We start from the raw sequence: 22,593 nt of genomic DNA, 5'->3' as shown, positions 1-22,593 counted from the left end.
TATCAGGGATCCGGTTGCAGGCTGAACTCGACGGCGAGCATAGTTGCGTTCGTGAGCATCGCGCCCGTCCTCACTGGAAGGCGATCACCGTGACCCCCCACACGAGCCCTTCACCCGGACTGTTACCACCGGCGCGCCCCGGCCTGGAACACTGGTTCGGCCTTCCCTCGCTCCGGATCAGCGTGCGGACGGCGCGCGACACGGTCCGCCGGCAGCTTCGCACCTGGCGGCTCCCCGGCGACGTGTGCACCGACGCGGTGCTGCTCGTCTCGGAACTGGCGACCAACGCCGTGCTCCACTCGGGCAGCGACCACATGCTGTGCGGCCTGTCGCTGACCCCGCACGAGCAGCTGCGGATCGAGATGCACGACGACGGGCGGACCTCGGCCCGCCCGGCCGGTTGCGGCTCCGGCCCGCAGGACGAGAGCGGCCGGGGGTTGTTGATCGTGCAGCAGCTCGCCGACTCGTGGGGGACGGCCCGGTCCGGCCGCACCGGGGGCAACACCGTCTGGGCGGTTCTGCGGGTCGACTTCTGACCCGCACCGGGGCACCGCGCCCCTGAGTACGAGCTGAGTATGCGCGCTCATGTCCCGACGCGTGTCGAGGACCACACTCCGAGGCATGACGAATCTTCCGCCCCCGGCCGAGGAGCTGCGGTTCCTGGACGCCGAGCTGCGGCAACTCGACCTGCGCCGCGCCGCCCTGCTGCGGCGCCGGGCGTGGCTGGTCCACACGCTGCGGGCGAGCGCCGCCCGGCAGCCCGCCCTCGGTCCCGGGGCGGCGCCGGTGGGACCGTCCGCAGGCACCGGTACCGCCGCACGCCGTCCGGAGGCCACCGCGCCCGGCGTGCAGAACGTGCTGCTGGTGCTCGGTGGCGTACTGCTGACGATCGCGGCGATCGCGTTCACCCTCGTCAGCTGGGGTCACCTGGGGATCGCGGGCCGCGCTCTGGTGCTCGGTGCGCTGACCGCGGGGGCGCTCGGTGTGCCGGTGGCGCTGCTGCGGCGCGGGCTGAGGTCGACGGCCGAGGCGGTGGCCGCTCTCGGGACCGCCCTGACCGTCCTCGACGCCTACGCGCTCCACGAGGTGGCGTTCACCGGCACGGACGGTGTCGGGTACACGGCCACCGCGTCCGCCGTCCTGGCGACGCTGTGGGCCGTGTACGGCGTGTGCCTCGGGCTCCGGCATCCCCTCCCGCTCGCCGTGGCGACCGCCCATCTGCCCCTGCTCCTGTGGGCGGTCGCCGTCGGAGCGGGTCCGTACACGCTCACGGCGGTGTCGCTGGTGACCGCCGCCGGCGGCACCGCTGTCGCGCTGCGCGCCGCGCCGCTGCCGGTGCGGATCGTCGCCGTCACCGGCGCGCTGGGCACGGGCGCCGCCGGTGTGCTGTCGGCCGGGTGGCTCTGCTGGAGCGCGTCCGGCCCGGGCCCGGCCGCACGGGCGGCGGCGCTCCTGCTCGTGGCGGCGGCGCTCGCGCTGGTGGCCGGCCGCTTCGTTCCCCGTCCGGAAGTCTCCATGGGCGCCGCCCTCGCGGCCGGCCTGTGCGTGGTCGCCGGGGCCGGTGGGGTGCTGCGGGCGACGGTGCCCGGCGAGTGGACGGTGCCGGGGTGCCTGGCCTGCGCGATCGCCCTGCTGGCGGCGGAGCGAACGCCCCTTCACCGGCCCTTGCGGCAGGGACTGGTGCGCGCTTCGGCGGCGGTTCAGGGCCTCGCGGTGCTGTGGACGCTCCCCCTGGTCACCGGATGCGTCCTCGGTCCGGCGGTCCGGGTTGCGCGGCCCTGGTCCGGTACGCCGCAGGATTTCCGGGACGCCGTGTTCGCGGGCCTGCCCCGGCCGCCGTACGCGGGCACCGCGCCGCTGGTCCTCGCCGTGGTGGCCGCGGTGCTGGTGGTGGCCGGACGCCGCGGGGCCCGGCGCCCGGCGTTCACGGTGGGGGCGCTGGTCCTCGGCTGGGCGGCCCTCCTCGTCCTCCCGGCGGTACTCCAACTGCCTTACGCGGCCGGTCTGGTGACGCATGCGGTCGTGGTCGCGGCGGCCCTGTCCTTCGCGGTGCGGTCCGGCCGCGCCGACGAGCGGCTGTCGCCGCCGGCCCTCACGGCCCTCCTGCTGGCGCTCGTCGCCTCGGTGAGCCTCGCCCTCGCCTCGGCGGCCTCCGAGCCCGCGACGATCGCCGTACTCGCGACCCTGACGGTCCTGTTCGCCGCCGCCGGGCTCCGCCCGGGGCCCGCGCCCTTCACGGCGCCCGCCGCCCTCTGCCACGCCACGGCTCTGGCCTGCGCGATCGGTGCGTCGGCGGGCCGGCCGCCGCACCACACGGCGCTGCTGGTCCTCGTCGTGCCCGCCGTCGCCGCCCTGATCGCGTCGCGGACGGGTCGGTCGCGCGCCACCGTACCGGTCGAGGTGGCGGGTGCGGCCGCGGGGCTGCTCGCGCTCGCGCTCGCCGTGCCGGAGCCGACGATGCTCGCCCTGGTGCTCTCCCTCTGCGGTGCCGTCGCGGCGGCCACCGCGCTGCGCCCGGAGCGGCGGGCGGCCGGTTGGGCGGCGGCCGCGCTGTTCCTGCTGGCCACCTGGGTGCGCCTGGCGGCGTGGGACGTCGCCGCTCCGGAGGCCTACACCCTGCCGGTGACCGGACCCGTGCTGGTCCTCGGACTTCTGCGCCGGCGCCGGGATGCCGCGGTGTCGTCGTGGGCGGCGTACGGCTCCGGGCTGGCCGTCACCCTGGTGCCGAGTCTGCTCGCCGCCTGGGACGACCAGCACTGGCTGCGTCCGCTGGCGCTCGGCGTCGCCGCGCTCGCGGTGACGCTGGCGGGCGCCCGGCACCGGCTCCAGGCGCCACTGGTCCTCGGCCCGGCTGTGCTCGCGCTGGTGGCGCTGCACGAACTGGCCCCGTACCTCACCCAGGTCGTCGGCGCGCTCCCCCGCTGGGCTCCTCCCGCCCTCGCCGGTCTCGTGCTGCTGGTCCTCGGCGCCACCTACGAGCAACGGCTGCGGGACGCCCGGCGCCTGAGGGAGGCACTGGGGCGGCTCGGCTAGGACCTGTCCGGCGGACCAGGTCGCCGGGTCTGCGTGTGCGCGAGCGAGGGGCCTCGTGTCCGACCCGTGCAGCTTTGCGGCCGGGGTCATGGAACCCGGACGAGGCCACCCATCTTGCCGTGGGCCATTGACCGGCTTCGTGGTAACACGAAGTGATCGCATTCGAAAGGGCCGACTCATGGGTATCTTCAGCCGCCGCCAGACCGCCACCGTCGAGCAGCCGTCGGCCGCCGGGCAGGACCCGTTCGCCGCGCGGTCCGCGACAGCGGTCGCCACGCCCGACCCGGCCCTTCGCGCGCTGACCGGGCGATGGACCATCGACCGCCCGCACAGCCGGATCGGGTTCTCCGTGCGGCACGCGATGGTCACCACGGTCCGCGGGGCGTTCACCGACTACGACAGCACGCTCCACTTCGACGGAGCCCGCCCCTCGGAGTCCCGGGCCGACCTCGTCATCCGCGTGGCCAGCGTCGACACCGGCGTGGAACAACGGGACGCCCACCTCGTCGGCAAGGACTTCTTCGACGCGCGGCGCCACCCGGAGATGACCTTCCGCTCCACCTCCACCGCCCAGGAGTCCGCGGAGAGCTTCCGCATGACGGGGGACCTCACCATCCGGGACACGACCCGCCCCGTCGAACTCCAACTGGACTACCTCGGCTCGGTCGTGGACCCCTTCGGCTACGAGCGGGCGGGTTTCGACGGAACCACCACCATCGACCGCAGGGACTGGGGCCTGGTCTACAACCAGCGGCTCGAGGCAGGCGGCAGCATGGTGAGCGAGAAGGTCCGCCTGCAGTTCGACATCTCCGCGATCCGCTCCTCCTGAACCCTACGACCGGGGCGCGGCGCACGGGCGCAGGACCATGAGCGAGTCCTCCTCAGCCGCGACCATGGCGAAGGGGAACCGGTCGAGTTCGAGGCAGAGGGCGACGTCATCGGCGTGGGCGCCCTGCCGCACGCCCCGCGCCAGCTCGGTGGCGGCGCGCGAGGCGGCGGCACGGCGAAGGAACCCGGCGGCGTCCGCACCGCGCCCGGTTGCCCTGCGCGCGATGTACTGGGCGCACGCCAGGTCTTCCTCGGCCCGGCCGTCCTCGCCGGTGACCACGAACGTGACGTGCTCGGCGGCGCGTGTCCCGAGCACCCGGGCCGTCGCCTCCGCGACCACGAAGCCGGCGCACAGCACCAGCGACGCGTCCTTGACCGCGAGGGCGCCGACGGTCCCCGCCGTGGTCTTCTGCACGACGGTCCGTCCGGCGAGGTCGGCGGAGCGCAGCAGGCCCGGCGAGTTGACCAGGTCGAAACCGGGCGTGAGCGGCCCGTCCTTGAGCGCCACGCGGTCCGGGTCGCGCTCCTTGAGGGCCAGGGCCTCGTCCAGCGACTCGGCGAGAACGATCTTTTCCGCCCCTTGGGCGAAGGCCCACGCTGCCACGGTGAACGCGCGCATGACGTCGACGACGACCGCCACGGACGGAGTCTCGACCACCTCGGGTATGCCAACGAAACGAGTGTCCATTCCGGTCATGATCGCGCATGCCCGGCAGCACTGTCACCGGGCACGGCCCGCCGAGTCGTGGTCCGTCACCGCCGCGGTGAAACGCTCCGCGAGGGCGGCAGCAGCAGCACGCAGTTCCTTTCCGCCTTCGATGCGGAAGGCGAAGGGCACCCTCGCGAGCCAGTCCTGCGCGTACATGTCCGGGTTGCGGGTGCTGCCGAGAAGGACACAGCCGTCTCCCAGCGGTTCGAGCCGTCCCATGGGCGGGCGGATCCAGGGGGCGACCTCGGCCGGCGGGACGTCGAAGACCACGCGGGTGGCGAACTCCCATCCGGTGCCCAGGTTCTCCTCCAGCACCGCCACCGGGTCGAAGTCCACCGGCGCGTCGAATCCGCGGCCGGTGCTCCGGACCTCGCCGATCCGGTCGACCCGGTAGGTGCGGACGGCGTCGGCGCGGTGGGAGTGGCACAGCAGGTACCAGCGCCCGTGGCGGACGACGAGGGACCAGGGGTCCGCCTCCTCCTCCCACGCGTTGCCGGCCTCACTGCGGTACGCGAGCAGCACGCGGCGCCGGTGCGCGACGGCCTCGACGAGGGAACTGGTGACGGCCGGATCCGGGTGGGCCGCCAACGGGTCGGGGGCGGCGGCCGCGTACTCCCGCAGCAGTGCCGCCTGCCGGCCGACGCTCTCCGGCAGTGCCTTGACGACCTTGCCCAGCGCGGTACCGACGAGATCGTCGGCGTCGGCCAGGGCGGGCCTGCCGCCGAGTGCCGCCATGACGAGGCCGAGGGCCTCGGCCTGCGTGAAGTGCACGGGCGGCAGTCTCGTCCCGCGTCCCAGCCGGTATCCGCCGTGCGGTCCGCGGGCCGACTCCACGGGGATGCCCGCCTCCTTGAGGATTCCGACGTACCGGCGCGCCGCCCGCTCCGTCACGCCCAGCCGCACGGCGAGTTCGTCGGCCGTCGTGGTGGGGCGGGTCCGGAGGATCTCCAGGGCGCGCAGCGCTCGCGCGGTGGGGCCGGGGTCGTTGGGCACGGGAGCAGGGTAGTCGGCGCGGCGTGGCGCGGCGCGGGCGCGGGCGCGGGGGAGGTCCGGCGGCGGTGGTCGGCGGTCGGTGGTTGGTGGTCGGCGGTCGGCGGTCGGCGGTCGGCGGTCGGTGAGGCAATCCGGCAGTGGATCGTCCGGATCTCCTCCTACGGTGGGGCCACGCAGACGAAGGGAACCGATCATGGACATCGTGCTCATCGGCGGCCTGTGGCTGAACGGATCCGTGTGGGAGGGCGTCGCGTCCGCGCTGGAGTCGCTCGGCCACCGTCCGGTGCCGCTCACGCTTCCGGGGCAGGGAGACGGTGCGGGGACCGCCACGCTGGACGATCAGGTGGCCGCGGTGCTGGCCGCGGTGGACGCGGCGCCCGGCAGGCCCCTGGTGGTGGGGCACTCCGCGGCCTGTGCGCTGGCCTGGCTGGCGGCCGACCGGCGGCCCGAGCGGGTGGCCAAGGTCGCGCTCATCGGCGGCATCCCGACCCCCGACGGCCGGCCGTACGCGGACTTCTTCGAGGTCAGGGACGGTGTGATGCCCTTTCCGGGCTGGGAGCCCTTCCAGGGGCCCGATGCCGCCGACCTCGACGAGGCGGCGCGGCGCGAGCTGGCGGCGGCCGCGATCCCGGTGCCCGAGGCCGTGGCCCGGGGTGTGGTGCGACTGTCCGACGAGCGCCGCTACGACGTGCCGGTCGTGGTCGTGTGCCCCGAGTTCACGCCCGCGCAGGCGCGGGAGTGGATCAGCGCGGGCGACGTTCCGGAACTGGCCCGGGCCAAGCGCGTCGACTACGCGGACATCGACTCGGGCCACTGGCCCATGATCACCCAGCCTGCCGAGCTGGCCCGGATCCTTGCCGCGGCGGCCGAGGGGAACTGACGGTCGCCGCGTCCCGGTGGGCCAAGGTCCGGGCTCAGTGGAGGCAGAGGCAGAACGGATGGCCGGCCGGGTCCGCGTAGACCCGCCAGTTGGCGCCCGGGCGGAGCTGGTCGGTCCGCTCCAGCACGGTCGCGCCCAGTGCGAGGGCCCGTTTCTCCTCGCCTTCGAGGTCGTCGACGTCGAAGTCCAGATGGAGCTGCTGGGGGTGGTCCTGGCCGGGCCATTCGGGCGCCCGGTAGCCGTCCACCCGTTGGAAGGCCAGCGGCGTCCCCTCGAAGTCGTGCACCTCCAGCCAGTCGGAGTCGTCCGGATCCGCGACCACCCGCCCGCCGAGCAGCTCCGCGTAGAACGACGCGAGCCGTACCGGATCCGCGCAGTCCAGCGCGACCGCCTGCAGCTTTCGAATCACGTCCGACACTCCTCGCTCTTCGTTCCCTCGCGTTACGCCCTTGTACCGGAACGTCCTACCCGGGGCGGCGGCGGGCATGCGCGACGGCGTGCCGCACCGGACTCCCCCTTCGCTCCACTCATGCACTTGGCGTTGCACGCACTGCGTGCATAATGGGTTCAAGAGTATGTCGCAGAGCCGCCGTGGAACCGGGGAGAGGACACCTGCCGTGAGTGACGCACTGGATCCCGAGGTACTGAACGCAGCCGTCGAGAACGTCCACCGCGCCGGGATGCCGGGCCTGTTCGCCGAGGTGCGGCACGGCGAACAGGTCTGGCGGGGCGCCGCGGGGGTCGCCGATGCCGACACCGGCCGCCCGGTCACCGCCGGCCTGCGCCACCGGGTCGGCAGCATCACGAAGACCTTCACCGCCGCCGCGGTCCTGCAGCAGGTCGAGCAGGGGCGGATCGGTCTCGACGCGCCGATCGGCCGGTATCTTCCGGGGCTCCTTCCCGACGGACGCGGCGAGGCCGTCACGGTCCGCATGCTGATGAACCACACCAGCGGTCTCGCCGAGTACCTGCCCCACGCCTACGCGTCCCTCAAGGCGTTCCCCGCCTTCGCGGACACCGGGCCCCAGAGCCTGGACGACCACCGGTTCACCCGGTTCGACCCCGCCGAACTGATCGCACTCGGCCTCGCCGCACCCGCCGTCGGCCCCCCGGGCGGCACTCCGGGCCTGTACTCGAACACCAACTACCTGCTCCTGGGCAAGCTCCTGGAAGAGGTGACCGGCAGCAGCGCCGAGCGCTGCATCACCCGGAACGTCATCGAGCGCGCCGGGCTCCGGGACACCGAGCTGCCCACCGGACCGTACGTGGGCGAGCCGCACTCGCGTCTCTACGAGTCCTGGTTCGGCATGATCGACCCACCGCGCGACTACAGCGTGTACGACATGTCGTTCGTGGGTCCGTCGGCGTCGCTGATCTCCACCGTCTCGGACCTCAACCGCTTCTTCGGGATGCTGCTGGCCGGCGAGATCGTGAGCCCGTCGTCGCTGGCGCAGATGGGGCGTACCGTGCCGGTCGTCTCCCAGGAAGGGCGGACGATCGAGTACGGTCTCGGCCTGTACCCGACACGAGCGCCCGGTCAGGACACCTTCTGGGGCCACGGCGGCACGGCTTGGGGCGCCGGGGCGCTGGCCGTGATCAGCGCCGACGGCAGCCGCCGCATGGCCGTCGCGGTGAACCTCCAGAGGTGGAACGCTCTCGACTCGGCGGGCAGGCCGCGGCCCCATCCCATCGACGACGCGCTCGCGGCCTTCCACCGCGTGGCGATGTACGGCTGACCGGAGCGCGCCGGTCCGAGGCGTCAGCCCGTGTGCAGGACCCGCAGGCGGCCGGGTTCCGCCGGATCCCGGTCCACGACCTGCACCGGCGCCCAGACCCATTGCCACACGCCGATGTCCGGCGTCCGGGAGAACCGGATCCGCCCCCGGGTGCCCTCGACCGAGACGTTCGCCCAGGATTCGGGGGTCCACGCCCGGTCCGGGCCGTGCGAACGCAGCATGTCGGCGAGGACCGTCACCGTGTCGTAGCCCTCGAAGGCGACGAAGGAGGGCGCTTCGGCCAGCCGCTCGCGCAGGGCCGTTGCGGCCCGTTCGCCGAGCGGGCCCAGGCGTTCGGGCAGGTAGCGCAGGAAGGGCACCGCGGCGCCGTCCGCGCCCAGCGACGTCGCCCATCCGGTGAACTCCGGCTGCCCGGCCGGGGCACCGATCATGATCCCGGCCAGGCGCCGGTCCCGGCGCACGGAGCGGACGATCGGCACGGCCGGTTCGGGGTGACTGACCAGGAGGAGGAGGGCGGTCGCGTGCCGGTCGACGAGCGTGTCGCACACCGACGCGGTGGTCGAGTCGCGCACGTCGATGTCGACGACGGTGCCGTCGTGCGGCGCGAGGCGGTCCCGCAGGATGCGGGCGCCGCGCGCCCAGTACACGCTGCTCGGGTCGATGGCCGCGGCGATGCGGCGGTGGCCCGCGGCGAGGAGGAAGTCCGCGTAGATCCGCCAGCCGTGGGACTGCGCCGGGGCGAGGCGCGCGACCCACGGCGTCGGCTGTTCGGTGAGCGCGTCGAGCACGGCCGACGCGCACAGGAACGGCACGCCCAGGGCATCGGCCCTGGCGGCAGCGGCACGCGCGACGACGCTGTGGTACTCCCCGGCCAGCGCGGCCACGCCCAGCCCGGCCAGTTCCTCCACGGCCGCCGCGGCCCGGTGGGGATCGGCCGCGGTGTCCCGCACCACCAGCTCCACCGGTCTGCCCATGATGCCACCGGCGTCGTTGACTTCCCCTACGGCCAGTTCCATTCCGGCGAGCAGGTGCCGGCCCGCCTCGTCCCAGCCCGGCCGGGTCAGCGGCACGAGAGCCCCGATCCGGACGTGCCCGTTCGTCTCGTCCCGCCCCGGCGGAGCCTCTTGGGTGACCATGCCGGTCATTGCATCCGCCCCCGCCGTCGACGGCAACCGATTATGCGCTCCGCGAGCCCGTCTTCCCCGACCCCAGTGACGTCGGTGAAGTCGTGTCGGTCGGCGGGGAGTTGTGGCAGTATCCGCTGTCATGTCACCGGTTGGCACGTCCCTGCCCGCCCCGTGGTCGCACCGGGCCGGGCGTCGTCTGTTCGTGGTGTTGCTCGTGCTGCTCCTCGCGGTGGGCACGTCGGCGGGTGAGGCCGGTGCGGCAGCCGGGGCCGGCGGGGCCGCGGCGACGCCCGATCGCGCCCGCTACGACGTGGACCTGCGCTCCGACGCCGACGGCGGCCACTGGACCGGGCGGCAGCGGGTGTCCTTCCGCAACGCGTCCGACCGGCCGCTGCGCGAGGTGTACCTGCGCCTGTGGGGCAACGGCGAGGACGGGTGCGGCACACCCGGCGGGCCCGGTGCGGCCGGCGTGCCCTCGCCCGTCGTCGTGTCGGGTCTGCGCGGTGGGACGGCGGACCCGCTCACGGTGAACTGCACGGCCCTGCGCATCGCCCTGCCGAAGCCGCTCGCGCACGGGGAGCGGGCGTCCGTGGCCTTCGACGTCTCGATCACGGTGCCCGGCCGCAATGCCCGCTTCGGCCGCGAGGGTGCCTTCCGCTTCCTCGGCAACGCCCTGCCGGTGCTGGCCGTGCACGACGCCGAGGGGTGGCACCTCGACCCGTACGTGGCCGTCGGCGAGAGCTTCTACGCCCTCGCCGGTGACTTCAGGGTCCGCCTCGACCACCCGTCGGACATGGCGGTGCCCGCGACGGGCCGCACCAGGACCCGCCCAGGGGCCCCGGGACGTTCGGTGACCCTCAGCCTCGCGGAGCGCGTGCGGGACTTCGCCTGGGCCGCGGGACCGTTCCGCACGGCGGCCCAGACCACGCCCGGGGGTATGCGCGTGAAGTCGTTCTGGGCACCCGACACCCCCGCCGCGGGCGTCCGCCTCGGCCGTGCGGAAGCCGTCGCCGCCGTCGACCGGTTCGGCCGCGAGTTCGGCCGCTATCCCTACGGCGAGGTCGATCTCGTGATGACCAGCGGGTTCGGTGGCGGTATGGAGTATCCCGGCCTCGTCCTGCTCGGCACCACCGAGGAGGGCAACGCCGTCGTCCACGAGCTGGCGCACCAGTGGTGGTACGGCATCGTCGGCAACGACGAGTACGGCTCGCCGTGGCTGGACGAGAGCTTCGCCCAGTACGCCAACTTCCGCTTCTACGGCCTGGAGACCCGCGACTGCTGGTCGGACGTCTACTGGCCCGACGAGGGCACCGAACTGACCGCCTCCATGGACTACTGGTCGCGGCACCGCGGCGAGTACCACCTCGTCTACACGGCCGGCCCCTGCGCCCTGGCCGACCTGGAACGCACCCTCGGCGCCGACACCATGGCCCGGCTCCTCAAGCGCTACGCCCGGGACCACTGGTACGGCGTCTCCACCACCGAGGACTTCAAGCGGGCCGCGCAGTCCATGACGGACGAGGACCTCGGCCCCTTCTGGGAGAGCCACCGCATCCGGTGACGGGGCCTCAGGTGACGTCCAGGTCGGCGTACAGCATGTCGTGGTCCGAGTGCGCCGTACGGGCCACGCGGTGCTCGCGCGGGGCGACGCCGCGCAGGAATACGTAGTCGAACTTGCTCTGCCAGTCCGTGGTCGGCTCGCAGGTGCCGACGGGCGCGGGGTGGCACTGCGGATCGGCGTCCGTGGCCAGGGACCACATGGGGTCGAGTTCGGAGGCTTCCGGTACGGCGTTGAAGTCGCCGACGACTACGGCGCGTTCGTGCCGGGCGACTTCCTTGGCGAGTACGCGGACCTGGTCCGTCCTGAACTCCTCCTGACGGCGCTGGGCGAGGTGCGTGTTGAACACCCGGACGGACCGGCCGCCCACCTCCGTGGTGACCGCGAGGTATCCGCGGTCCTCGGAGCCGCCGTCGGGGTACTCGACGTCGACCGCGTCCGTGATGGGTGCCGCCGAGAGGATGGCCTGGCCGAAGCCCCCGGGATTCCACGGCGCTCCCCCGCAACGGCCCCAGTCCTGCAGGACCGATCCGTGTGCGACGTGGTAGACGAGCCCGTGGAAGGCCTCCAGGTAGTCCCGGATCCTGTCGACGTCACGCGCGCAGGCCTCCTGCATGCCGATGACCTGGGGCGCGTGCGCGGCTATCTCCGCGGCCCGGTCGAGGTTGCTCGCGTCGCAGGGGTTGCACAGGTTCCACGTCATGACCCGGTCGGGTACGACGTCCTTGACGGCCTCGACGGGCAGCGACCTGCCGGACAGGGCACCGCCGGGGGCGCTGGGCCCCACCAGTGCCACGCAGGCCAGCGCCACCGCGCAGACGAGCAATCGCGAGCCGCCCCATTTGAGCACCGCCGCCTCCTCGGTGTGGACACACATGGCAACCGCCGTTCCCACGGACGAGGTTATGGCACCGCGGGGCGGGCCCGGGCACCGCCCGGCACACGCCTCGTCCGGCGGCCCGGGAGCGGCCGACGCCACGCCTGAGCCCTGAGCCACAACCACGGGTTGGGCAGCCCTATGCTCGCCCCCATGGATACCGAGGCGGTGCGATCGTTCGTCCGCGCGGCCGAGCTGGGGCAGCTGCGGCACGCGGCCGACGAACTCGGCGTGACGCAGCAGGCCGTCTCGAAACGGATCGCGGCCCTGGAGCGCGCACTGGACGTCCGGTTGTTCACCCGCACCCCCCGAGGGGTCGAGCTGACGCTCGACGGGCAGGCCTTCCTGCCGCACGCCCGGAACATCGTCGTGCACGTCGACCGTGCCGTCACCGCGATCCGACGAGGCTCGCGGGCGCTGCGCGTCGACGTCCTCGGCCTGCGGTCCGCGCAGGCCGTCGTCCTGCACGACTACTGGCGCTCACATCCCGGAACGGCACTCGACGTGGTGACGCTCAAGGTCGACGACCCGCGTCTGGCGGTGGCCGCCGTGCGGGCGGGCGACGTCGACGCCTCCTTCCGCTCGGTCACCGACCCGGCCGCGCTGCCGCCCGAGGTGCGGATGATCCACGCCTTCCACTCCCCGCTGGAACTCGTCGTCGGCCCGAGGCACCCGCTCGCCTCCGCACGCACCGTGACACCGGCCCGGCTGCGCGGGCACCGGATCTGGGTGCCCGGTATCGCGCCGGGCAGCGAATGGGCGGAGTTCTACGAGCAGCTGACCGCCGAGTTCGGCCTCCGGGTGGACGCCGCGGGCCCCAACTTCGGCAACGAGGTACTCCTCGACATCCTCGCCGACTCCGACGACGTGGCCACCCTCGTGGGCTCGCGCGACCGGTACGTCTGGCCGACCGGCCACGATCTGCGCCGCATCCCGATCGCGGGTCCCACCCTCGCCTACCCGCTCTCACTCCTCCTCCCCCGGGAGAATCCGCACCCGGGACTCCGGGCGGTCGTCAACCACTTCGCGAACCTGGCCCCGCTGCCCGAGGACACCTGGCTGCCCTCCTGGGCGACGGACCGGCCGGAGTAGAACCCACCGGACCACCGGCCCACCGGCCAAAGGCCCGCGGCACCGGCACGATCCGGCTGGGCCCGTGCTACTGGTCCACGATCGCCTCGACGATGCGCATCAACCGCTCCCCCGCCCGGTCGATGCTGCCGTTCTGCGTGCTGACCTGCGCCCCTTCGAGGACGAAGGTGATCTGGGCCGCGACCTGCTCGGCATCGGGCATCCCCGCCTCGGCACACATGCCGACCAGCCTGCGGGTCTGGCGGGCCTTGTGCTCCTCGATCACCCGTCGCGCGGGGTGGGAGCGGTCGGGCAGCTCGGCGAGGGAGTTGATGAAGGGGCAGCCCCGGTGCGAGAGTCCCGGCAGCCCGTCGGCGATGAAGCGGGCGAGGCCCAGGATCTGCTCCCTGGGCCGGCCGGGATGTTCGGCCTCGACGCGGTCGAAGGCCGCCTGGTACTCGGCGGCCAGGATCCGCAGCCATTCGGCGACGAGTGCGTCCTTGGTCTCGAAGTGCCGGTAGATCGCCATCTTGGTGGTCTCGGCCCGCTCGGCGATCGCCTGGACCCCCACGCGTCGGATGCCCTCGCTCTGGAAGAGCTCCTCGGCCGCGTCGAGGATGCGCTCGCGGGGCGGCAGCTTCGCCACTCTGCCCGGCCTTGCGGCGGTCGATGTCATGCCTGCTCCGTGATGTCCGGTCGATGGGGCCCTTCGCTCCTCTGCTACGGTACCAGCCCGTCCCACTCGATACCGCTCGGTATCATGTGGGACTCACAGGTACCTTCCGATCTCCCCAGGAGTGACAGTGAAAGTGTCCGAGTATGTGCGCCACGACGCGGTGGGTCTCGCGGAACTGGTGGCCAAGGGCGAGGTGACCCCCGCCGAGGTGGAGGCCGCCGCACACGAGGCGGTGCGGCGGGTCAATCCGCGGATCAACGCCGTCGTGGAGACCTGGCCGGCCGACGACCGGCCCGCCCCGGGCAGCACGCCGCTGGCCGGCGCGCCCTTCCTGATCAAGGACTTCGGGGTCGCCATGGCGGGCCGGCGCACGGAGTTGGGCAGCCGTCTCGCGGCCGGGCACGTCGCCCGTTCCGACTCCTTCCTGATGCGGCGCTTCCGCCGCGCGGGCCTCGTGACCCTCGGGCGCACCGCGACACCGGAGCTGGCCTACAGCATCACCACGGAGCCGGTGCTGTACGGCCCGACGCGCAATCCGTGGGATCCCCGGCGCGGCGCCGGGGGATCCAGCGGCGGCGCGGCCGCGGCCGTGGCGGCCGGAGCGGTCCCCCTCGCCCACGCGACCGATGCCGCCGGCTCGCTGCGCATCCCCGCCGCGTACAACGGCCTCTTCGGGCTCAAGCCCACCCGCGGCCGGGTCTCCATGGGCCCCGCTCTCGACGAGGGATTCAACGGCCTGGCCGTCCAGGGCGGTGTCAGCCGCACCGTACGGGACAGCGCGGCGCTACTCGACCTGATACGCGGCCCGGAGCCGGGCGACCCCTACTTCGCCGAGCAGCCGTCCCGCCCCTACGCGGAGGAAGTCGCGCGCCCGCCGGGCTCGCTGCGGATCGGGGTCCTCGCACGGGCCTGGGGCGGGCGCCCCACCGCCGCCCCGGTGGCCGAGGCGCTGGAGCGCACCGTGCGGCTGCTCGAATCCCTCGGACACCGCACGGAGGAGGTCGCGGTCGGCCTCGGCGTCGGCTGGGAGGAGTTCGTGCTGGCCAACGCCCGTCTGTCGACCGCGAATGTCGCGGCCTCGGTCGACGAACTGTCGGCGGCGCTGGGCCGGCCCGTCGACTCCTCGTCCCTCGAACCGGCGACGCTGGCCGCCCACCGCTACGGGCAACGGGTCAGCGGCCCCCAGTTCGTCACCGCCCTCGCGATCCGCAACCGCGTCGCCCGCGGCCTGGCGCGGTACTTCGGCACCTACGACCTGCTGCTCACCCCCACCCTGCCGGAGGCGCCCCCAACGCTGGGCGCCTACGGCGAGGGCGCGGAGGCGCTCGACGGCCTCGGCTGGATCGAACGGCTCAACGACCACTCCCCGTTCACCATGGCGTTCAACGTGGCGGGCACACCCGCCATGTCCGTCCCGGTGACGGCCGACACCGGCACCGGACTCCCGATCGGAATGCAGTTCGCCGCCGGTTACGGACTCGAAGGGCTCCTCTTCCGCCTCGCCGGCCAGCTCGAACAGGCACAGCCGTGGTCCGACCGCATCCCCGCCGTATGGGCGGGATAGAAGTCGGGCAGACGGGGCGGCGCGGGTGCGGAAAATCCAGGTGCCCGCCCGCGCCCGGGGCGTTATCCTCAACGCATGAACGTCATCGGCAGGAACATCTTCGCGACCGCGCGAGCGACCAGCTCGCCGGTTGCCGCCGCCTGACCTTCCCCCTTTCCCACCGGCGACCGGAAACGGTTCGTCGGTGGTTCACGTGGCGCTCCGCCACCTTCGCCCAGGTGCGAGGACCGCACGGTTCCGTTCTCCGGTGCCTCTCCCGCCTCGAAGCGAAGGAGCCACCCCATGGACACCGAGCGAGTCCTGAGCACGTTCGTCGAGTACTACGAGGATCAGGGCCATCGCCGGATCACCGGCTCGACACTGCTGCCCGAGCCGGGCGATCCCGTGCTGTTCACCAGCGCCGGTATGCATCCGCTCACCCCGTACCTGGAGGGCCGCCCCCACCCGCTGGGCCGGCGGCTGGTCAACGTACAGCGCTGTCTGCGCACCACGGACCTGGACGAGGTCGGGGACAGCACGCATCTGACGGTCTTCGAGATGCTCGGCACGTGGTCGCTGGGCGACTACGAGGGCTCGCTGAGCCTCGACTGGGCCCACCGGCTGCTCACCGAGGGCTTCGGGGTCGACCCGGGGCTGCTGCACGCCACCGTGTACGGGGGCGGCGAACAGGTCGGGCCGGACACCGAGTCACTGCGGCTGTGGCAGGAGCGCGGCGTTCCCGTGGAGCCGACGGTGGACGACAACTGGTGGTCCAACGGGCCGGTGGGCCCGTGCGGACCCGACTCGGAGATCTTCCTGTGGAACGGTGACACCCCGCCCCGGTCCACGCCCACCGGCGACGACCGCTGGGTGGAGGTGTGGAACCACGTGATGATGCGCCACCGCCGGCTGGACGACGGCCGCCTCGTGCCGCTTGGGCAGCGCAATGTCGACACCGGCCTGGGCCTGGAGCGCCTCGCCACCCTCCTGCAGGGCAAGTCGTCGGTGTTCGAGTGCGACGTCTTCGAGCCGTGGCGACGGCTGCTGCCCGCCCTGTGGCCGCTGGACGAACCGTCGTTCCGGGTGGTCTGCGACCACCTCCGGTCGGCCGTCGTGGTCGTCGGCGACGGTGTCCGCCCGTCCAACACCGGCCAGGGTTACGTGCTGCGGCGCCTGGTGCGGCGGCTGCTCACCGTGCTGTGGCGGGACGACCCCTCGCGCGGGCTCGGCGACCTGCCGGACGAGTTGATCACGCACACCCTGGACCACTTCCGGCAGGACGGCGACCCCGGCCTCCCCGGCCTCGTGCGGCGCCTGCTGGTGGAGGAGGAGCGCCGGTTCCGGCGGCTCCTGGAACGCGGCCGGAAGGTGCTCTCCCGGCCCCGCTTCCGGGGCCCGCTGGGAGAGGAGGACTTCCACTACCTCCATGACACCCACGGTCTGCCGCGCGAGCTGGTCACGAGCCTGCGCGAGGGCGAGTATCCGCGATCGGGAGGCGTGGGGGCCGTCGGGTCGTGACGTGCCGTCACCCGGTGCGGCGCGTGGGGCGCGTGGGGCGCCGACGGCGCTGGACGGCTCCGTAGGTCTCTTCGAGGGCGGTGGTCGCCGCGTCGTAGGAGCGCTGGGCGACGCCGACGAAGAGGCAGTCGATGACCGCCAGTTGGGCGATGCGGCTGACGGTCGCGCCGGAGCGGAAGGGGGTTTCCCGCGCGCAGGTCGTCAGCACCAGGTCGGCGCCGGTCGCGAGCGTGGAGCCCGGGTCGTTGGTCAGGGCGATGGTGGTGGCTCCGCGTTCGGCCGCGGCCTGGAGGGGCTCGGTGGTGTCCTCGGTCTCCCCGGAGTGGGAGACGGCCAGGGCCACGTCGCCGGGCCCCAGCAGGGCCGTCGCGGTGAGCGCCGCGTGCCGGTCGCTCCAGATGAAGGCCATCCGGCCTATGCGGTGCAGCTTCTGGTGCAGGTCCTGGCCGACGAACGCGCTGGCCCCCACGCCGAAGATGTCGACCCTGCGGGCGTTGGCCACCGCGTCCACCGCCCGGCCCAGCGCGTCGACGTCGAGTGCGGCGCCCGAGTCCTCCAGGGCCCGGACCTCGTTGTAGATGATCTTGCTGACTATCCGGTCCAGCGAGTCCGTCGGACTGATGTCGGTGCCACCCTGCGCCGCCCGCTCGCCGCCCAGGGCGTGCTCCCGCGCGGCGGCGGCCGCCAGCGCCAGGCGCAACTGGGGGTAGTTGCCCGTGCCGATCGTGCGGCAGAACCGCATCACGGTGGCCGCCGAGGTGCTTGCCCGCTCCGCCAGCGCGTGGATGGACAGCTCCGCGACCTGTCCCGGGTCGGCGAGGACCGCGTCGGCCACCCGCCGTTCCGAGGGGGCCAGGGAGGGCCGGGCGGCGCGGACGCGCGTGAGGATGTCGGCAAGCGGGGCGTCCTGGGCGGACGGCTCCGGCACGCGGGACGAGGACTGGCGGACCATGGCCCCTCCTGGAAGTGGTGAGCACAGGGTAATGGGGTAGCCCGGGTGGGTCAAAAAGTTACGCACTGACCAACAGGATGTTACTTATTGACATCCGGAGGGCGGCGTTCCCATACTCGGACGGCGATCCGCACCGGTCACCGACGACCTGGTGGCTCTCGACGTGCCGGGTCACTCGGGCAAAGGGCGAGCCGTATGACTTCAGTAGTGGCGGTAGATCTCGGGAAGACCGGTTGCCGCGCCATGCTGTGGAACGGCGCCGGCCCGTCACGGACCGTCAGCTCCGTGGCAGGTGCTCCCGGTCTGGCGACGCCCGACGGCGTGGCCGCGGCGCGTGCGGCCGCCCGGTCCCTGGTGGGCGCCCTTCTGGAGGACCTGCCCGTCCGGGAGGCGGCTGTCACCGGCGTCGACGGCTGGGGCCCGCTGCTCGGTGACGACGGCGGTGGCGCCCGGATCGGCACGGCCGGGTTGCGCGCGGCCCTGCGGGCCCACGACGGGCGAGGCCCGGACACCGTGCTGCTGGACGCCGCCGCCGGTCTCTTCGGTGACCTCGAACGGCTGCCGACGACCGTCGGACGGGACGGCAGTCCCGGACTCCCCGTGCGGCTCACGTCCGCGCTCGGCGACCCCCTGGAGGGGGCCCGCCTGCCGGCGCTGGACCGCGCGACCCCTCGCACCTCCCTCGTCGTCCGCGTCCGCCGGACGGCCGCCAACCCCCCTCTCCCCGCGCCGGCGACCCCACCGGCCAGTGTCTAGGAGCAAGCGTGCGCCAGCTCGACCTCGTGGTGATCGTGGTCTATCTGATCGGGATCGCCTGGATCGGCCTGCGGAAGGCAGGCCGGCAGAAGTCGGCGAAGGACTACTTCGTCGGTGAGGGCCACATGCCGTGGTGGACGGTCTCCTTCTCCGTCGTCGCCACGGAGACGAGTGTGCTGACGGTGATCAGCGTCCCCGGCGGCGCCTACAGCGGCCAGGGATTCGGCAACGTCGAACTCGCCCTGGGCTACGTCGTCGGACGCGTCGTCGTGGCCACGGTGCTGATCCCCCTCTACAAGCGCGGCGGCTTCGTCAGCGCCTACCAGTACCTGGGCGACCGGTTCGGGCTGAAGCTGCAGGGGCTCGCCTCGGTGGCCTTCGTGTTCACCCGGCTCCTGGCCGAGGGCGTGCGGCTGTTCGCCTCCGCCATCCCGATCAAGCTGCTGCTCGACGAGTTCGGCGTGCACGCGAGCTACCGCGCGATCATCATCGTGATCACCCTCATCACCGTGGTCTACACGTACCTGGGCGGCATCAAGGCGGTCATCTGGACCGACGCCATCCAGATGGTCCTCTACCTCGGCGGCGCGGTCCTCGCCGTGGCCGTGCTCTCCGCCCACGTCGGCGGTGACGGTTACGCGCGTGCCCTGGACGCCGGGAAGTTCGCGCTCTTCGACACCGATTTCGACCTCGCCCACATCCTCACCAGTCCGTTCGCCCTGCCCACGGCCATCGTCGGCGGCGCCATCTTCGCCATGGCCTCGCACGGCTCCGACCAGCTGATCGTCCAGCGTGTGCTGGCGACGCGGACGCTGCGCGAGGGCCAGAAGGCCATGATCGCCTCGGGTGTCTTCGTCACCGTCCAGTTCGCCGCGTTCTCCCTCGTCGGCGCGCTGCTGTGGTCGTACAACGAGGGCAGGTCCTTCGCGGAGCTGGGCCTGTCCAGCTCGGACAACCTCTACCCCGAGTTCATCCTGCACGGGCTGCCCGTGGTGGTCTCGGGCCTGCTGGTGGCCGGCATCCTGGGCGCCGCGATGGGCTCGCTGTCCTCGGCGCTGAACTCCATGTCGAACTCGACGGTCGCCGACATCATCCACAGCTTCTTCCGCAGTACACCGTCCGAGGAGGCGCTGCTCAGGCTCGCCCGCTGGATGACGCTGGTGTGGGCGACGCTCATGGCCGTCTTCGCCTGCGCGTTCAGCGCGAGCACGGGCAACGTGTACCTGACCGGTCTGACCATCGCGGGCTACACCTACGGCGCGCTGCTCGGCGCCTTCCTGCTGGGGCGGCTGGTCAAACGGGCCAACGAGGTCGACTCCGTCGTGGCCTTCCTGGTCACCATCGGCGTGATGACGTACATCGTGCGCGGGGTGAAGATCGACGTCACCACCGGCGGGACCACGGTGTCCCAGGCGATCGCGGCCCAGTGGCTGGTGCCGATCGGCGTACTGATCACCCTGCTCGTGGGCGGTGTGCTGAGCCTGTTCCACCGGGCGCCGGAGCCCTCGGCGGGCCCGGCACTCGACGAGGAGCCCGGTGCCGGACCCGACCAGCTGACCACGACGGCCGGCCGGAACTGACCTCGTCCCGCCCGCTCAACCCTCGCAGGAGTACATCGTGCGTGTGATCGGCCTGATGTCAGGCACGTCCTACGACGCCATCGAGGCGGCCGCCGCGGACCTCGAACTGCGGGGCGAGGCCCTGGTGCTGCGCCCGCTCGGCCATCTCTCCGCCCCCTACCCGGACCGGCTGCGGGACCTGATCGCGGACAGCCTGCCCCCGGCGGCGGCGACGGTCGGGACCGTGGCCCGGCTCGACACCGGCATCGGGCAGGCCTTCGCCGACGTGGCCGTGCGGGCGGTGCGCGAGCTGTGCCGCGGCGCCGCCGATCTGGTGGTCTCGCACGGACAGACCGTGTACCACTGGGTGGAGGACGGCGCCGTGCGCGGCACCCTCCAGCTCGGCCAGCCTGCCTGGATCGCCGAGGCGACCGGTCTGCCCGTCGTGTCCGACCTGCGCGGCAGGGACGTCGCGGCCGGCGGTCAGGGGGCGCCGCTGGTGGCCATGACCGACGTCCTGGCCATGGCGGCGCTGCCCGGCGTCCCCGCCGCCCTCAACCTCGGGGGGATCGCCAACGTCACCGTCGTCGCCCCCGGCGCCGGGCCGCTGGCCTTCGACACCGGCCCGGCCAACGCGCTGATGGACGCCGCCGTACGGCACTTCACCGGCGGTGCGGCCGCCTACGACGAGGACGGGCGCCGGGCCGGGGCCGGCCGGGTGGATCCGGGGCTGCTGCGGGTGCTGCTTGACGACCCGTACTACGGCAGGCCGGCTCCGAAGAGCACCGGCAAGGAGCGGTTCCACCTCCCCTATCTGCTGGAGGCGCTCGCGGCGGCTCCCTTGGCGGAACCCGACGACGTCCTGGCGACCCTGGCCCGGCTCACCGCCGTCACGGTGGCCGACGCCTGCCGGGCGCACGGCGTGACGCGGCTCGTCGTGTCCGGCGGTGGCGCGCGCAACCCCGTGCTGATGGGCATGATCGCCGAGGAGCTGCCCGGGGTGGCCCTCGGTTCCAGCGACGCGCTCGGGCTGCCGTCCGACGCCAAGGAGGCACTTGCCTTCGCCCTCCTGGGCTTCCTGACCGTCAACGGCCTGCCCGGCGCGATCCCCTCGGGGACGGGTGCGCGCCGGGCGTCACTGCTCGGCAGCATCACGCCCGGGCGGGAGCCCCTGCGGCTGCCCGAGCCCGCCGGCGAGCCGCCCCGGGTGCTGCGCGTCGTCGGCGGGCCCTGAGCACTTCTGGGGGCAGGGACAGGGGACGCCTCAGCCGAGGTCGCCGGTGCGGGCCCGCCGCCACAGGTCGACGTCACCGTCGACGACCGCGTACTTGTCGATCTCGGCCAGTTCGTCGTCGCCGAAGGACAGGTTGGCCAGGGCGGCGACGTTCTCCTCCAGCTGCTCGGGCCGGGAGGCGCCGATCACCAGCGAGGTGACGCGCGGGTCGCGCAGCGCCCAGGCGAGCGCCATCTGCGCCAGGCTCTGGCCCCGGCGGGCGGCGATGTCGTTCAGGGCGCGCAGCCGCCGGACGGTGTCCTCGGTGAGCCAGCCGGTCGCGAAGGACTTGCCCTGGGTGGCGCGGGACCCCGCGGGCACGCCGTCGAGATAGCGGCCGGTGAGCAGCCCCTGGGCCAGCGCGGTGAACCCGATGACGCCGAAGCCCTCGTCGGCGGCCGCGTCGAGCAGGCCCTCGGTCTCGATCCACCGGTTGAGCATGTTGTACGACGGCTGGTGGATCAGCAGCGGTGTGCCCAGGTCGCGGAGGATCGCGGCGGCCTGCCGGGAGCGCTCGGCGTCGTAGGAGGAGATGCCGACGTAGAGCGCCTTGCCCTGCCGCACCGCCGTGTCCAGCGCCGTCATGGTCTCCTCCAGCGGGGTGGAGGCGTCCAGGCGGTGGGAGTAGAAGATGTCCACGTAGTCGAGACCCGTCCGCTTCAGTGACTGGTCGAGCGAGGCGAGCACGTACTTGCGGGAGCCGCCGCCCTGGCCGTACGGGCCGGGCCACATGTCCCACCCGGCCTTGGTGGACACCACCAGCTCGTCGCGGTACGGCGCCAGGTCCTGCCGCATGATCCGGCCGAAGTTGATCTCGGCGGACCCGTAGGGCGGACCGTAGTTGTTGGCGAGGTCGTGGTGGGTGATACCGAGGTCGAAGGCGCGCAGGGCGATCCGCCGCTGGGTCTCGAACGGCTTGTCGTCGCCGAAGTTGTGCCAGTAGCCCAGGGAGAGCGCGGGCAGGTCGAGCCCGGAGCGTCCGGTGCGGCGGTAGTGCATGGTGCCGTCGTAGCGGCTGGGGTCCGCGACGTGGTTCATGGGGGTTCTCCGGTGGGGAAGCGGGTCGGGCGGGGCCCGCGCCGCGCGACCGTCCGGCCGCGGCGGCATCGCGGGCGCCGTCAGTTTCTCAGGTGGAGATGGTGGTGACCGCTTCGACTCCGTAGGTGCGCGCGTAACCGTTCTCCGTGCCCACCAGGAGGTCGACGACCTCGAAGTACCGGTCCCAGAAGGGCGTCTCGCGCAGGGCGTCGACGAGGAGCTGGTAGGCGTGGTGGTCGTCGGCCTCCCAGACCCACACGTCGGTGACGCGGGCGGAGTAGAACTCCGTGTCGTAGAAGCGTGACCGGACGCCGGTGGTCCTGGCCCTGACGACGGGGACGACCTCCGTGGTGAAGGCGTGCACCCGCTCCTCGACGGTCAGGGCGAGCCACTCGGGTGTGGTCTTGACGAGCATGAACGCGGTGACCGGGGTGTGGGCCGTCTCTTCGGGCATGGTTGCTCCCTG

At 73.1% G+C, this 22,593-nt stretch carries 21 protein-coding genes; 12 read left to right on the top strand and 9 right to left on the bottom strand.

Features of this window, described 5'->3' with window-relative positions; translation table 11 throughout:
- Window positions 1-182: 182 nt before the first annotated feature.
- The 3 genes from ACFV9J_RS18895 (at window position 183) to ACFV9J_RS18885 (ending at window position 3,862) form a co-directional block, all read left to right on the top strand.
- Complete coding sequence (locus ACFV9J_RS18895; protein ID WP_385355746.1) at window positions 183-536, top strand: ATP-binding protein; 354 nt, start codon at window positions 183-185, stop codon at window positions 534-536.
- A gap of 85 nt (window positions 537-621) precedes the next feature.
- Window positions 622-3,033: an SCO7613 C-terminal domain-containing membrane protein gene (locus ACFV9J_RS18890; protein ID WP_385355744.1), complete on the top strand. Its 2,412-nt coding sequence runs from the start codon at window positions 622-624 to the stop codon at window positions 3,031-3,033.
- Window positions 3,034-3,211: 178 nt separating this feature from the next.
- Window positions 3,212-3,862 (top strand): YceI family protein, encoded by a 651-nt coding sequence (locus tag ACFV9J_RS18885; RefSeq protein ID WP_385355742.1) that lies wholly within the window; start codon window positions 3,212-3,214, stop codon window positions 3,860-3,862.
- Window positions 3,863-3,865: 3 nt separating this feature from the next.
- Here the strand turns inward: ACFV9J_RS18885 and ACFV9J_RS18880 are convergent, their stop codons facing one another.
- Together ACFV9J_RS18880 and ACFV9J_RS18875 are read right to left on the bottom strand one after the other, a co-directional pair.
- A complete protein-coding gene (locus ACFV9J_RS18880; protein ID WP_385355739.1) occupies window positions 3,866-4,549 on the bottom strand; it encodes a 2-phosphosulfolactate phosphatase in 684 nt (227 codons plus the stop codon).
- 33 nt (window positions 4,550-4,582) lie between these two features.
- Window positions 4,583-5,563, bottom strand: a complete 981-nt coding sequence (locus ACFV9J_RS18875; RefSeq protein WP_385355736.1) for a helix-turn-helix transcriptional regulator — start codon at window positions 5,561-5,563, stop codon at window positions 4,583-4,585.
- Window positions 5,564-5,756: 193 nt separating this feature from the next.
- Here ACFV9J_RS18875 and ACFV9J_RS18870 point away from each other — a divergent pair, with 193 nt between their 5' ends.
- On the top strand, window positions 5,757-6,443 hold the full coding sequence (locus ACFV9J_RS18870; protein WP_385355734.1) for an alpha/beta fold hydrolase: 687 nt from the start codon (window positions 5,757-5,759) through the stop codon (window positions 6,441-6,443).
- Window positions 6,444-6,477: 34 nt separating this feature from the next.
- Here ACFV9J_RS18870 and ACFV9J_RS18865 read toward each other — a convergent pair whose 3' ends face one another.
- Window positions 6,478-6,852: a VOC family protein gene (locus tag ACFV9J_RS18865; protein WP_385355731.1), complete on the bottom strand. Its 375-nt coding sequence runs from the start codon at window positions 6,850-6,852 to the stop codon at window positions 6,478-6,480.
- Window positions 6,853-7,018: 166 nt separating this feature from the next.
- On the opposite strand from ACFV9J_RS18865, the gene ACFV9J_RS18860 reads away from it, so the two are divergent.
- Window positions 7,019-8,179 (top strand): serine hydrolase domain-containing protein, encoded by a 1,161-nt coding sequence (locus tag ACFV9J_RS18860; protein WP_385355728.1) that lies wholly within the window; start codon window positions 7,019-7,021, stop codon window positions 8,177-8,179.
- A 23-nt stretch (window positions 8,180-8,202) separates the two neighbouring features.
- Here ACFV9J_RS18860 and ACFV9J_RS18855 read toward each other — a convergent pair whose 3' ends face one another.
- A complete protein-coding gene (locus ACFV9J_RS18855) occupies window positions 8,203-9,324 on the bottom strand; it encodes an ABC transporter substrate-binding protein (protein ID WP_385355726.1) in 1,122 nt (373 codons plus the stop codon).
- A 121-nt stretch (window positions 9,325-9,445) separates the two neighbouring features.
- On the opposite strand from ACFV9J_RS18855, the gene ACFV9J_RS18850 reads away from it, so the two are divergent.
- Window positions 9,446-10,867, top strand: a complete 1,422-nt coding sequence (locus tag ACFV9J_RS18850; protein WP_385355723.1) for a M1 family metallopeptidase — start codon at window positions 9,446-9,448, stop codon at window positions 10,865-10,867.
- 7 nt (window positions 10,868-10,874) lie between these two features.
- Here the strand turns inward: ACFV9J_RS18850 and ACFV9J_RS18845 are convergent, their stop codons facing one another.
- A complete protein-coding gene (locus ACFV9J_RS18845) occupies window positions 10,875-11,741 on the bottom strand; it encodes an endonuclease/exonuclease/phosphatase family protein (protein ID WP_385355721.1) in 867 nt (288 codons plus the stop codon).
- 153 nt (window positions 11,742-11,894) lie between these two features.
- Here ACFV9J_RS18845 and ACFV9J_RS18840 point away from each other — a divergent pair, with 153 nt between their 5' ends.
- Window positions 11,895-12,833, top strand: coding sequence for a LysR family transcriptional regulator (locus tag ACFV9J_RS18840; protein WP_385355719.1), 939 nt, complete (start codon window positions 11,895-11,897; stop codon window positions 12,831-12,833).
- Between the two features lie 67 nt (window positions 12,834-12,900).
- On the opposite strand, the gene ACFV9J_RS18835 is transcribed toward ACFV9J_RS18840, so the two are convergent.
- Window positions 12,901-13,488 carry a TetR/AcrR family transcriptional regulator gene (locus tag ACFV9J_RS18835; RefSeq protein ID WP_385355717.1) on the bottom strand — a complete coding sequence of 196 codons (588 nt, stop codon included), beginning with the start codon at window positions 13,486-13,488 and terminating at the stop codon, window positions 12,901-12,903.
- Between the two features lie 127 nt (window positions 13,489-13,615).
- On the opposite strand from ACFV9J_RS18835, the gene ACFV9J_RS18830 reads away from it, so the two are divergent.
- Entirely contained in the window at window positions 13,616-15,052 is a 1,437-nt protein-coding gene (locus ACFV9J_RS18830; protein WP_385355715.1) for an amidase, read from the top strand.
- 282 nt (window positions 15,053-15,334) lie between these two features.
- Window positions 15,335-16,549 (top strand): alanine--tRNA ligase-related protein, encoded by a 1,215-nt coding sequence (locus ACFV9J_RS18825; RefSeq protein WP_385355713.1) that lies wholly within the window; start codon window positions 15,335-15,337, stop codon window positions 16,547-16,549.
- A gap of 7 nt (window positions 16,550-16,556) precedes the next feature.
- On the opposite strand, the gene ACFV9J_RS18820 is transcribed toward ACFV9J_RS18825, so the two are convergent.
- Window positions 16,557-17,501 carry a MurR/RpiR family transcriptional regulator gene (locus tag ACFV9J_RS18820; protein ID WP_385355710.1) on the bottom strand — a complete coding sequence of 315 codons (945 nt, stop codon included), beginning with the start codon at window positions 17,499-17,501 and terminating at the stop codon, window positions 16,557-16,559.
- Between the two features lie 285 nt (window positions 17,502-17,786).
- On the opposite strand from ACFV9J_RS18820, the gene ACFV9J_RS18815 reads away from it, so the two are divergent.
- The 3 genes from ACFV9J_RS18815 to ACFV9J_RS18805 are packed head-to-tail and all read left to right on the top strand — an operon-like array spanning window position 17,787 to window position 21,050.
- The gene (locus tag ACFV9J_RS18815; RefSeq protein ID WP_385355708.1) at window positions 17,787-18,257 is read left to right on the top strand and encodes a hypothetical protein; all 471 of its coding nucleotides are present in this window, start codon (window positions 17,787-17,789) and stop codon (window positions 18,255-18,257) included.
- 8 nt (window positions 18,258-18,265) lie between these two features.
- Window positions 18,266-19,837 (top strand): sodium:solute symporter, encoded by a 1,572-nt coding sequence (locus ACFV9J_RS18810; protein WP_385355706.1) that lies wholly within the window; start codon window positions 18,266-18,268, stop codon window positions 19,835-19,837.
- 37 nt (window positions 19,838-19,874) lie between these two features.
- Window positions 19,875-21,050, top strand: coding sequence for an anhydro-N-acetylmuramic acid kinase (locus tag ACFV9J_RS18805; RefSeq protein WP_385355704.1), 1,176 nt, complete (start codon window positions 19,875-19,877; stop codon window positions 21,048-21,050).
- A 30-nt stretch (window positions 21,051-21,080) separates the two neighbouring features.
- Here ACFV9J_RS18805 and mgrA read toward each other — a convergent pair whose 3' ends face one another.
- Both mgrA and ACFV9J_RS18795 read right to left on the bottom strand, forming a co-directional pair.
- Window positions 21,081-22,127, bottom strand: a complete 1,047-nt coding sequence (gene mgrA, locus ACFV9J_RS18800) for an L-glyceraldehyde 3-phosphate reductase (RefSeq protein WP_385355702.1) — start codon at window positions 22,125-22,127, stop codon at window positions 21,081-21,083.
- Between the two features lie 88 nt (window positions 22,128-22,215).
- A complete protein-coding gene (locus ACFV9J_RS18795; protein WP_109032344.1) occupies window positions 22,216-22,581 on the bottom strand; it encodes a darcynin family protein in 366 nt (121 codons plus the stop codon).
- Window positions 22,582-22,593: the final 12 nt, after the last annotated feature.

The sequence above is a fragment of the Streptomyces sp. NPDC059906 genome (assembly GCF_042730645.1).
Taxonomy (GTDB): domain Bacteria; phylum Actinomycetota; class Actinomycetes; order Streptomycetales; family Streptomycetaceae; genus Streptomyces; species Streptomyces rubrogriseus.
This window is presented reverse-complemented; position numbering and strand designations above follow the sequence as displayed.

What these genes read in the sequence shown, in the direction of transcription:
- ACFV9J_RS18870 (WP_385355734.1), top strand. Translation starts at nt 5,757, where the DNA reads ATGGACATCGTGCTCATCGGCGGCCTGTGGCTGAACGGATCCGTGTGG.
- ACFV9J_RS18820 (WP_385355710.1), bottom strand. Translation starts at nt 17,501, where the DNA reads ATGGTCCGCCAGTCCTCGTCCCGCGTGCCGGAGCCGTCCGCCCAGGAC.
- ACFV9J_RS18855 (WP_385355726.1), bottom strand. Translation starts at nt 9,324, where the DNA reads ATGACCGGCATGGTCACCCAAGAGGCTCCGCCGGGGCGGGACGAGACG.
- ACFV9J_RS18860 (WP_385355728.1), top strand. Translation starts at nt 7,019, where the DNA reads ATGTCGCAGAGCCGCCGTGGAACCGGGGAGAGGACACCTGCCGTGAGT.
- ACFV9J_RS18845 (WP_385355721.1), bottom strand. Translation starts at nt 11,741, where the DNA reads ATGTGTGTCCACACCGAGGAGGCGGCGGTGCTCAAATGGGGCGGCTCG.
- ACFV9J_RS18850 (WP_385355723.1), top strand. Translation starts at nt 9,446, where the DNA reads ATGTCACCGGTTGGCACGTCCCTGCCCGCCCCGTGGTCGCACCGGGCC.
- ACFV9J_RS18835 (WP_385355717.1), bottom strand. Translation starts at nt 13,488, where the DNA reads ATGACATCGACCGCCGCAAGGCCGGGCAGAGTGGCGAAGCTGCCGCCC.
- ACFV9J_RS18885 (WP_385355742.1), top strand. Translation starts at nt 3,212, where the DNA reads ATGGGTATCTTCAGCCGCCGCCAGACCGCCACCGTCGAGCAGCCGTCG.
- mgrA (WP_385355702.1), bottom strand. Translation starts at nt 22,127, where the DNA reads ATGAACCACGTCGCGGACCCCAGCCGCTACGACGGCACCATGCACTAC.
- ACFV9J_RS18890 (WP_385355744.1), top strand. Translation starts at nt 622, where the DNA reads ATGACGAATCTTCCGCCCCCGGCCGAGGAGCTGCGGTTCCTGGACGCC.
- ACFV9J_RS18880 (WP_385355739.1), bottom strand. Translation starts at nt 4,549, where the DNA reads ATGGACACTCGTTTCGTTGGCATACCCGAGGTGGTCGAGACTCCGTCC.
- ACFV9J_RS18795 (WP_109032344.1), bottom strand. Translation starts at nt 22,581, where the DNA reads ATGCCCGAAGAGACGGCCCACACCCCGGTCACCGCGTTCATGCTCGTC.
- ACFV9J_RS18840 (WP_385355719.1), top strand. Translation starts at nt 11,895, where the DNA reads ATGGATACCGAGGCGGTGCGATCGTTCGTCCGCGCGGCCGAGCTGGGG.
- ACFV9J_RS18825 (WP_385355713.1), top strand. Translation starts at nt 15,335, where the DNA reads ATGGACACCGAGCGAGTCCTGAGCACGTTCGTCGAGTACTACGAGGAT.